Here is an 8222-nt window from a genome sequence, read left to right as displayed (position 1 = left end):
ACCGGCCCGCGCCGCCTCGATCGTGGCGTTGAGCGCCAGCAGGTTCGTCTGCTCCGCGATCGAGGTGATCGCCTTCACGACCGCGCCGATCTCCTGCGACGACGTCCCGAGCTTCTGGATCGTCGCCGTGGTCGCCTGCGCCTCGCCGACGGCCTGGGCGGCGACCCGGGTGGCCTCGTTGACGCTCTGGCTGATCTCCCGGATGGCCGAGCTCATCTCGTCGGCGCCGGCGGCGACGGTGGCGACGTTGCGCGACACCTCCTCCGCGGCGGAGGAGACGACGCCGGACTGGGCCGAGGTCTCCTCGGCCGAGGCCGAGATCTGGGCCGAGGACGCCGACAGCTGCTCCGACGCGGCGGCCACCGCGTCGGACGACGCGACCACCGAGGCCATGACCGAGCGCAGGTTCTCCTGTGCGACGGCCAGGGAGTCGGCCATCTGGCCGATCTCGTCGCGGTCGCGGGCCACCGGGTGGACGGTGAGGTCACCGTCGGCCATCGCCTCGACCGAGGCGTGCACCGAGCGCACGGTGGCGAGGATGCGGCGGACGACCAGGAAGGCCAGGGCGGCGGCGACGATGATGGCGATGATCGACACGGTCAGCAGCAGGGTGACCGAGCTGCTCGCCTCGTCGGCGGCGGCGGCGTTGCGGGCGGCCGCCTGCTCGGACTGGGCGATGCCCTCCTCCTCCAACCCGTCCGCGATGTCGTCGAAGTAGGGCTGCATCGTCTCGCGGACCAGCTGGCCGTAACCGACGACGTTGCCCGAGGCGCCCAGCGGGAAGGCGGTGGTGGTGAGCAGGTCCAGCAGGTCCGCCCGGGCGGTCAGGTACTTGTCCATCGCCTCCTGGGAGACGATGTGGGACTCGTACTCGGCCAGCGCCGCGTCCACGTCGGCCTGCTTCTCGTCCATCTGGCCGATCAGCTCCTGCTGGCGGGCCGGGTCCGAGAAGGCGTACTCGAGCACGCGGGCCCGGTGGGCGGCGGTGGCGCGCTGGACCGCGGAGAGGGCGTTGAGCGGCTTGAGGTTCTGCTCGTAGATCGCCTCCTGCCCGGCGCTCATGTCGTTGATCCGGGTGACGGCCAGGGCGTTGGTGCCCAGCACCACGACCGCCAGCAGGGCGATGACGGCGCCGATCTTGACGCCGATGGGGCGATCGGCGAACCACCCGAGCCGCCGGGAGGGCGAAGCGACAGTGCTCATTCTGGGTCTCCTGGAGAGGGTGCGGGACGGGCGGTGCGGAGGCGGCCCGGCCGGCGGCTCGGGTCGTGCGGGGCGGTGCTGCGGAGCGGTGGTGCGGAGCGGTGGTGCGGTTCCGTTCGGCCCCCTGCCGGGCCCCGCGCCGAGGCGCGGGACCGGCGGGGCCCGTCCTCAGGTGCCGACAGCGCGGTTGACGTCCAGGGCGAGCAGCAGCTGGCCGGAGAGCTTGTAGGCGCCGCGGATCAGCTCGCGGGCGGCGCCGTCCAGGGTGTCCGGCGGGGCCTCGAAGTCGCGGACGTCGACGTCGACCACGTCCGCGATGCTGTCGACCAGCAGGCTGACCGCCTCACCGTGCAGCCGGACGACGATCACCACGGCCTCGGTGCCCTGCGGGCGGGCCGGCCGGCCGAGGCGCTCGCGCAGCTCGATCGCGGTGACGACCTGGCCGCGGAGGTTGATCAGCCCGGCGACGGCCGGCGGGGCCAGCGGCACCCGGGTGATGCTCTGACTGCGCAGCACCTCCTGGACGTGCTCGACCTCCACGCCGTAGAGGTCGCCGTCCAGCCAGAAGGTGGCCAGCTGGCTGGTGGCCGGCACGGTCCGGGCGTCGGTGGCGGTGCTCATGTCAGACCTCCATCAGGGGGGCGGGGGAGCCGGCGCCGTCGAAGGCGAAGGCGTCAGGGGAGGAGAGGGCGGGCGGGGCCGTCGTGTAGAAGGCCGGGTCGGCCGCGAGGATCGCGGCCCGGACGTCGAGCAGCTCGGTGACCCGGTCGCCGATGACGGCCGAGCCCAGCAGGCCCAGGTCGTCGATGTCGCTCTGCACCGCGGCCTCGCCGTCGACGATGTCGAGGATCTCGTCGACCACGATGGCCACGCTGCGGCCGTGGTCGGCGTAGACGATGACCTCGAGGGTCTCCCGGTCGGTCTCGCCGAAGGCGCCCAGGTGCCGGTCCAGCCGGACGATCGGCAGGATCGCGCCGCGGTACTGCACGACCTCGCGGGAGCCGACCCGCTCGACGGTCTCGCTGCGCACCTGCTCGAGGCGGGTGACGGTGTCCAGCGGGATGGCGACCCGCCGGCCGCCGCCGATGGCGGCGAGCAGCATCCGCTGCCGCTCCTGGGCGGCGACGGCGATCGAGGCGGCGACGCGGCTCTCCTGGCGCTCCGCGGACTCCGCCCGCAGGGCCCGGCGGGCCAGTGCCTGGACGTCGAGGATCAGCGCCACGGCGCCGTCGCCCAGCACGGTGGCCCCCGAGTAGAGGCCGATCGACTTGAGCTGGCCGCTGACGGCCTTGACGACGATCTCCTCGGTGTTGATGACCCGGTCCACGACCAGGCCGAAGCGGCGCCCCTCCGACCGCAGCACGGCGATGACGACGTGCCCGTCGTGCCGGTCGGACGGCAGGCCCAGCACCTCGGCCAGGTGCACCAGCGGCAGCAGCTCGCCGCGCAGGCGGTAGACCGATGCGCCACCGACCTCCTCGACCGCGGCGGCCGCCTTCTCGGCGTCCAGGGCGACGAGCTCCTGCAGGCTGATCTGCGGGATGGCGTAGCGGTCGCCGGCGCACTCGATGGTCAGCGCCGGGACGATCGCCAGGGTCAGCGGGATGCGCAGCCGCATGCAGGTGCCGCGGCCGGCCACCGACTCGACCTCGATCGTGCCGCCGATGCCCTCGATGTTGGTCTTCACCACGTCCATGCCGACCCCGCGGCCGGAGACGTTGGTGACCGCGGCGGCGGTGGAGAAGCCGGGCTGGAAGATCAGCTGCAGCAGGTCCTGCGGGCTCATCCGGCTCATGGCGTCGGCGGTGATGATGCCCTTCTCGACGGCCTTGTTGCCGATCTTGACCGGGTCGATGCCCGCGCCGTCGTCGGCGACCTCCACGACGACCTGCCCGCTCTCGTGCCGCGAGCGCAGGGTGAGCACGCCCTCAGCGGGCTTGCCGGCGGCGATGCGGCCGGCGGTGTCCTCGATGCCGTGGTCGACGGAGTTGCGGACCAGGTGGGTCAACGGGTCCTTGACCGCCTCGAGGAGGGTCTTGTCCAGCTCGGTGTCCTTGCCCTCCATCTCCAGCCTGATGTTCTTCTGCAGCTGCAGGCCGAGGTCGCGGACGACGCGGGGGAGCTTGCTCCAGATGTGGTCGATCGGCTGCATGCGCGTCTTCATCGCGCTCTCCTGCAGCTCGCTGGCGATGAGGTTCAACCGCTGCGAGGCGCGGATGAGGTCCTGGTCGTTCTGCCGGCCGACGTACTGGACGATCTGGTTGCGGGTCAGCACCAGCTCACCGACCAGCAGCATGAGGTTGTCCAGCAGGTCGACGTCCACCCGGATGGTGCTGTCGGCCACGCCGCGGCCCTTGGGCTGGGCTTCGGGGGTGCCCGGCTCGGGGGCGAGCGCGGCGGGCACGGACGGCACGGCGACCTCCTGGGGGATCTCGGACTGGGGGATCTCGGCGCGGGGCGCCGGTGCGGCGGCCGGGGGCGTCGGGGCGGCGATCTGCTCGACGGCGGGCACGGGGGCCGGCGCGGGGACGGCGGCCTTGGCGCGGGAAGCCCGCTTGGCCGGGGCCCGCTTGGCGGCCGGCTTCTTCACCGGCGCGGGCGCCGGCACGGCGGGCTCGGCGGCCTTGGCGGGCTCGGCGGCCGCGACGACCGGCGCCTCGACCGCGGGCTCCGCGGGAGCGGCGTCCGGGGCAGGGGCAGATGCAGCGGGGGTGTCCTCGAGGGCGCTGGCGAGCACGGAGACGGTCTCGGCGACCGCGACCGAGCCCTCGCCGCCGCTGGCCTCGATCTCGGCCAGCAGCGAGCGGATGGTGTCGGTCATCTGCAGCAGTGCGCTGGTGCGCGCCGGGGTGAGGTCCAGGGCCCCGTCCCGCAGCCGGGAGAGCAGGTTCTCCCCGACGTGCGCGACCTCCTCCAGCCGGTTGAAGGCCAGGAAGCCACTGGTGCCCTTGATCGTGTGGATCGTCCGGAAGACGCTCGAGAGCCGGTCCCGCGAACGGGGGTCCTGCTCCAGGGCCACCAGGTCCTGGTCCAGCTGATCGAGGTTCTCGTGGCTCTCCACGAGGAACTCCTCGACGATGTCGTCCAGACCTTCCACGCCTGCCTCTTCCCCTTGGTGCGCCGTCCGGGCCTGCCCCGCACAGTGATGGCTTCATCGGCGCGATCCAGGTCACCTGAAGGTGAGATCCGGGTTCGCGTTCGCCTTTCCTGAATTGATCGGTCATGGCCCAGGAATGGTTCTTCGGGGTCATGTCGACAATTCACGCCGGTCACCGTCCGACCAGGTCAGCACCTGTGACTGCAGCGTGATCTGACGATCGGCAGGGGCAGTGACGACTGTGACCGCCGACCCGGCGGGTCGGCGGTCACAGTGGGGGAGCGGGGGGCGGGAACGGCCTGGTGAGACCGGTGGGACTCCCGGGTTCAGGAACTGGGCGGCGCGCTCTTGACGGCCAGGATCGGGCAGTCGACCTCCAGCAGGATGCGCTGTGCCGCCGACCCCATGAGCAGCTTGCCGACCGGCGTGCGCCGGCGGACGCCGATGACCAGCAGCTCGGCCGCGGTCTCCGTCACCACCGCGGCCAGCTCCTCGGCGACGTCCCGGCCGTGCACCGGCTGGCGCACCTCGAACGGGACGCCGGAGGCGGCCAGCTCCTCGTGCAGCCGGCGCAACGCATCGCCCTGCAGGAACTCCTCGTCCACGAGCGCATCGCCCCGGGAGGTGTTGACCACCACCAACCGGGCCGCGCGCTGCCGGGCCTCGCGCAGGCCGTGCTGGAGGGCGGCCTGCCCCCGGGGGTTCGGGACCATGCCCACCACGACGACGGCCACGGGCCGCTCCTCTCCGGTCACCGGTCCGCGCTCCGGACCGTGTCGTCCTCATCGGCAGCCGCGTCGGCGTGCTGGAGCTCGGCGGGGGAGGGGCGCGGCCCACGCACCGCCCGCAGCACGATCGGGCCGACCAGGGCCAGCGCCGCCAGCACCAGCACGACCCGGCTGAACCAGGTGTCGACCAGCACGCCCAGGTCACCGTTGCTGATCGCCAGGGCCCGCCGCAGGTTGGTCTCCGCGATCGGCCCGAGGATCAGCCCGATCACCGCGGGGGCCACCGGCCAGCCATACCGTCGCATGACGAAACCCAGCAGGCCGAGCAGCAGGAGCAGCACGAGGTCCAGGGGGTCGGCGTTGACCGCGAACGAGCCCAGCGAGGCGAAGGCCAGGATGCCGGCGTACAGGTACGGCCGGGGGATGCGCAGCAGCTTCACCCAGAGCCCGACCAGCGGCAGGTTGAGCACCAGCAGCATCGCGTTGCCGATCAGCAGCGAGGCGATCAGCGCCCAGACCAGCGGCCCCTCGGTGGTGAGCAGCGTGGGCCCGGGCTGGATGCCGTAACCCTGGAAGGCGGCCAGGATGATCGCCGCCGTGGCCGAGGTGGGGATGCCCAGGGTCAGCAGCGGCACCAGCACCCCGGCGGCGGCGGCGTTGTTCGCCGCCTCCGGCCCGGCCACGCCTTCGATGGCGCCCTTGCCGAACTCCTCCGGGTGCTTGGTCAGCTTCCGCTCGGTCGCGTAGGACAGGAACGTCGGGATCTCCGCGCCACCGGCGGGCAGCGCCCCGAACGGGAAGCCGAACGCGGTGCCCCGCAGCCACGGTGCCCAGGAGCGGCGGAAGTCCTGGCGGGTCATCCAGCTGCCCTGGTGGTCGATCACCTGCACCGCGCCGCGGCGCAGCCGGGAGGCCACGTGCAGCGCCTCGCCCACCGCGAACAGCGCCACGGCGACCACGACGACGTCGATGCCGTCGGACAGCTGCGGGATCCCCAGGGTGAACCGCTCCTGACCGGTGAGCACGTCGGTGCCGACCAGCCCGAGGTAGAGGCCCAGGCACAGCGCGGCCAGGCCGCGCAGCGGGGAGGAGCCGAGCACGGTGGCGACGGCCACGAAGGCGATGACCGCCAGGGCGAAGTAGTCGGCCGAGGTGACGCCGATGGCCAGCTCCACCACGGTCGGCGCGACCAGTGCCAGCAGCACCGTGGCGATCGTGCCGGCCACGAACGAGCCGATCGCCGCCGTGGCCAGCGCCGCCGAGCCCCGGCCGGCCTTGGCCATCTTGTTGCCCTCGAGGGCGGTCATGATCGAGCTGGACTCACCGGGGGTGTTCAGCAGGATCGACGTGGTCGACCCGCCGTACATGCCGCCGTAGTAGATGCCGGCGAACATGATCAGTGCGCTGGTCGGCTCCAGGACGTAGGTGGCCGGCAGCAGCAGCGCCACCGTCATCGCCGGGCCGATGCCGGGCAGCACGCCGACCGCGGTGCCCAGCAGCACCCCGAGCAGGGCGAAGAGCAGGTTCAGCGGGGTGAGGGCGTCGGCGAAGCCGCCGAGCAGTTCGTCGATGGCCATCAGATCCAGCTCGTCATCCACTCGAGGACCGTGCCGCCGGGCAGCGCGACGTTCAGCGCCTTGACGAAGACGGTCCAGACCACGCAGCCCAGCAGCAGCCCGATCAGGAACGGCCGGACGATGCCCACCGCGCCCAGCGCCCAGGCGACCGCGGCGAACATCAGCGCCACGGCCAACGGCCAGCCGATCACGTTGATCAGCAGTGCGTGGGCGAGGAAGGCGACGGCGATGACCCCCACCGCCCGCCAGTCGGTCGGGGCGTCGGGGTCGATGTCCTCGCTGTCCTCGGCGGGCCCGCGGTCGCCGCGGAGCACCCGCAGGGCCAGCGCCGCGCCGGTGAGCACGGTGAGCCCGCCGACGGCGTAGGGGAAGAAGCGGGGCCCGACCGTGTTCGAGGAGCCGGGGACGGCGATCGCCCCGGCGTCGACGAGCAGGTAGACGCCGAGCGCGGCGAGCAGCGCGGCCAGCACGGCCTCGCCGGTGTGCCCGCGCTGCTGCGCCCCGGGTGGGGTGGTGGACGTGCTCATGACGTCTCCTGACCGGTGCCGGTGGTGTCGGATGTTGAGCTGGTGGGCATCACTCGATCAGCCCGATCTCGGCGAGGACGGCCCGGACCCGGACCTCTTCGTCGGCCAGGAAGTCGCCGTACTCGTCGCCGGTCTGGAAGGTGTCCAGCCAGCCGTTGAGCTCCAGCGCCTCGGCCCACTCCTCGGTGTCGTGGGCCTGCTGCACCAGCTCGATCAGGTCCTGGCGGGCGGCGTCGCTCATCCCCGGGCGGGCCATCAGACCGCGCCAGTTGGTCACCTCGACGTCCCAGCCGCTCTCGATGATCGTCGGGACGTCGGGCACCTGGTCCGACCGCTCGGCGGTGGAGACGGCCAGCCCCTTGAGCCGGCCGCTGGTCACCTGCTCGCCGTAGTCGGCGGTGCCGGAGATCCCGGCGGCGACCTGGTTGCCCAGCAGCGCCGACAGCGACTCACCACCGCCGGAGTAGGGGATGTAGTTGACCTCGCGGGGGTCGATGCCCGCGGCCTGGGCGAGCAGCCCGGCGAGGATCTGGTCGGTGCCACCGGCCGAGCCACCGGCGATCGGGGTGCCGCGCGGGTCGGCGGCCCAGGCCGCCACGAAGTCGGCCAGGTCGTCGTGGGGTGACTCGGCCGGGACGACGATCAGCTCGGTCTCGGCGATCAGCTGGGCGATCGGGGTGACGTCGGTCAGCCGGGTGGTCGACTCGTTGGTGTCGACGGCGCCCACCATGACCAGGCCCATCATCATCAGCAGCGCGTCGTCGTCCTCCCGGGCGAGCTGGCCCAGGCCGATCGTGCCGCCGGCGCCCTCCACGTTGAACACCTGGACGTTGCGGGCGACCCCGCTGGACTGGATGACCCGCTGGAGGGTGCGGGCGGTGGTGTCCCAGCCGCCGCCCGGGCTGGCCGGGACCATCAGCCGCAGCCGAGAGAGGTCGCCGGGCTGCACCACCGTGCCGGCGCAACCGGCCAGCACACCGAGCGCGGGCGCGGCCAGCGCCCCGGCGAGGAAGGACCTGCGGGTCAGCGCCACGGCGGGGGGACCTCCGGGCGGACGGGGATGACGGAGACGGCGATCACGCTGCGCGAC

7 protein-coding genes are annotated in these 8222 nt (G+C 72.9%); all 7 read right to left on the bottom strand.

Translation table 11 applies throughout. The features are described from left to right. Positions 1–1203: methyl-accepting chemotaxis protein (locus tag HLA93_RS21675; protein WP_222195769.1), on the bottom strand; the 1203-nt coding region annotated here is incomplete at its 3' end. Positions 1204–1371: 168 nt separating this feature from the next. Then, complete coding sequence (locus HLA93_RS17920) at positions 1372–1824, bottom strand: chemotaxis protein CheW (RefSeq protein WP_222195768.1); 453 nt, start codon at positions 1822–1824, stop codon at positions 1372–1374. A 1-nt stretch (position 1825) separates the two neighbouring features. Beyond that, complete coding sequence (locus HLA93_RS17915; protein WP_222195767.1) at positions 1826–4300, bottom strand: chemotaxis protein CheA; 2475 nt, start codon at positions 4298–4300, stop codon at positions 1826–1828. A 326-nt stretch (positions 4301–4626) separates the two neighbouring features. Beyond that, the gene (locus HLA93_RS17910; RefSeq protein ID WP_308128223.1) at positions 4627–5034 is read right to left on the bottom strand and encodes a universal stress protein; all 408 of its coding nucleotides are present in this window, start codon (positions 5032–5034) and stop codon (positions 4627–4629) included. 17 nt (positions 5035–5051) lie between these two features. Continuing rightward, entirely contained in the window at positions 5052–6626 is a 1575-nt protein-coding gene (locus HLA93_RS17905; RefSeq protein ID WP_308128222.1) for a tripartite tricarboxylate transporter permease, read from the bottom strand. Beyond that, complete coding sequence (locus HLA93_RS17900; protein ID WP_222195766.1) at positions 6605–7132, bottom strand: tripartite tricarboxylate transporter TctB family protein; 528 nt, start codon at positions 7130–7132, stop codon at positions 6605–6607. The genes HLA93_RS17905 and HLA93_RS17900 overlap by 22 nt, the downstream gene beginning before the upstream one ends. A gap of 49 nt (positions 7133–7181) precedes the next feature. Next, positions 7182–8165, bottom strand: a complete 984-nt coding sequence (locus tag HLA93_RS17895; RefSeq protein WP_222195765.1) for a Bug family tripartite tricarboxylate transporter substrate binding protein — start codon at positions 8163–8165, stop codon at positions 7182–7184. Positions 8166–8222 lie beyond the last annotated feature (57 nt).

This window comes from Modestobacter italicus, from assembly GCF_019799965.1.
Taxonomy (GTDB): Bacteria; Actinomycetota; Actinomycetes; order Mycobacteriales; family Geodermatophilaceae; genus Modestobacter; species Modestobacter italicus_A.
This window is presented reverse-complemented; position numbering and strand designations above follow the sequence as displayed.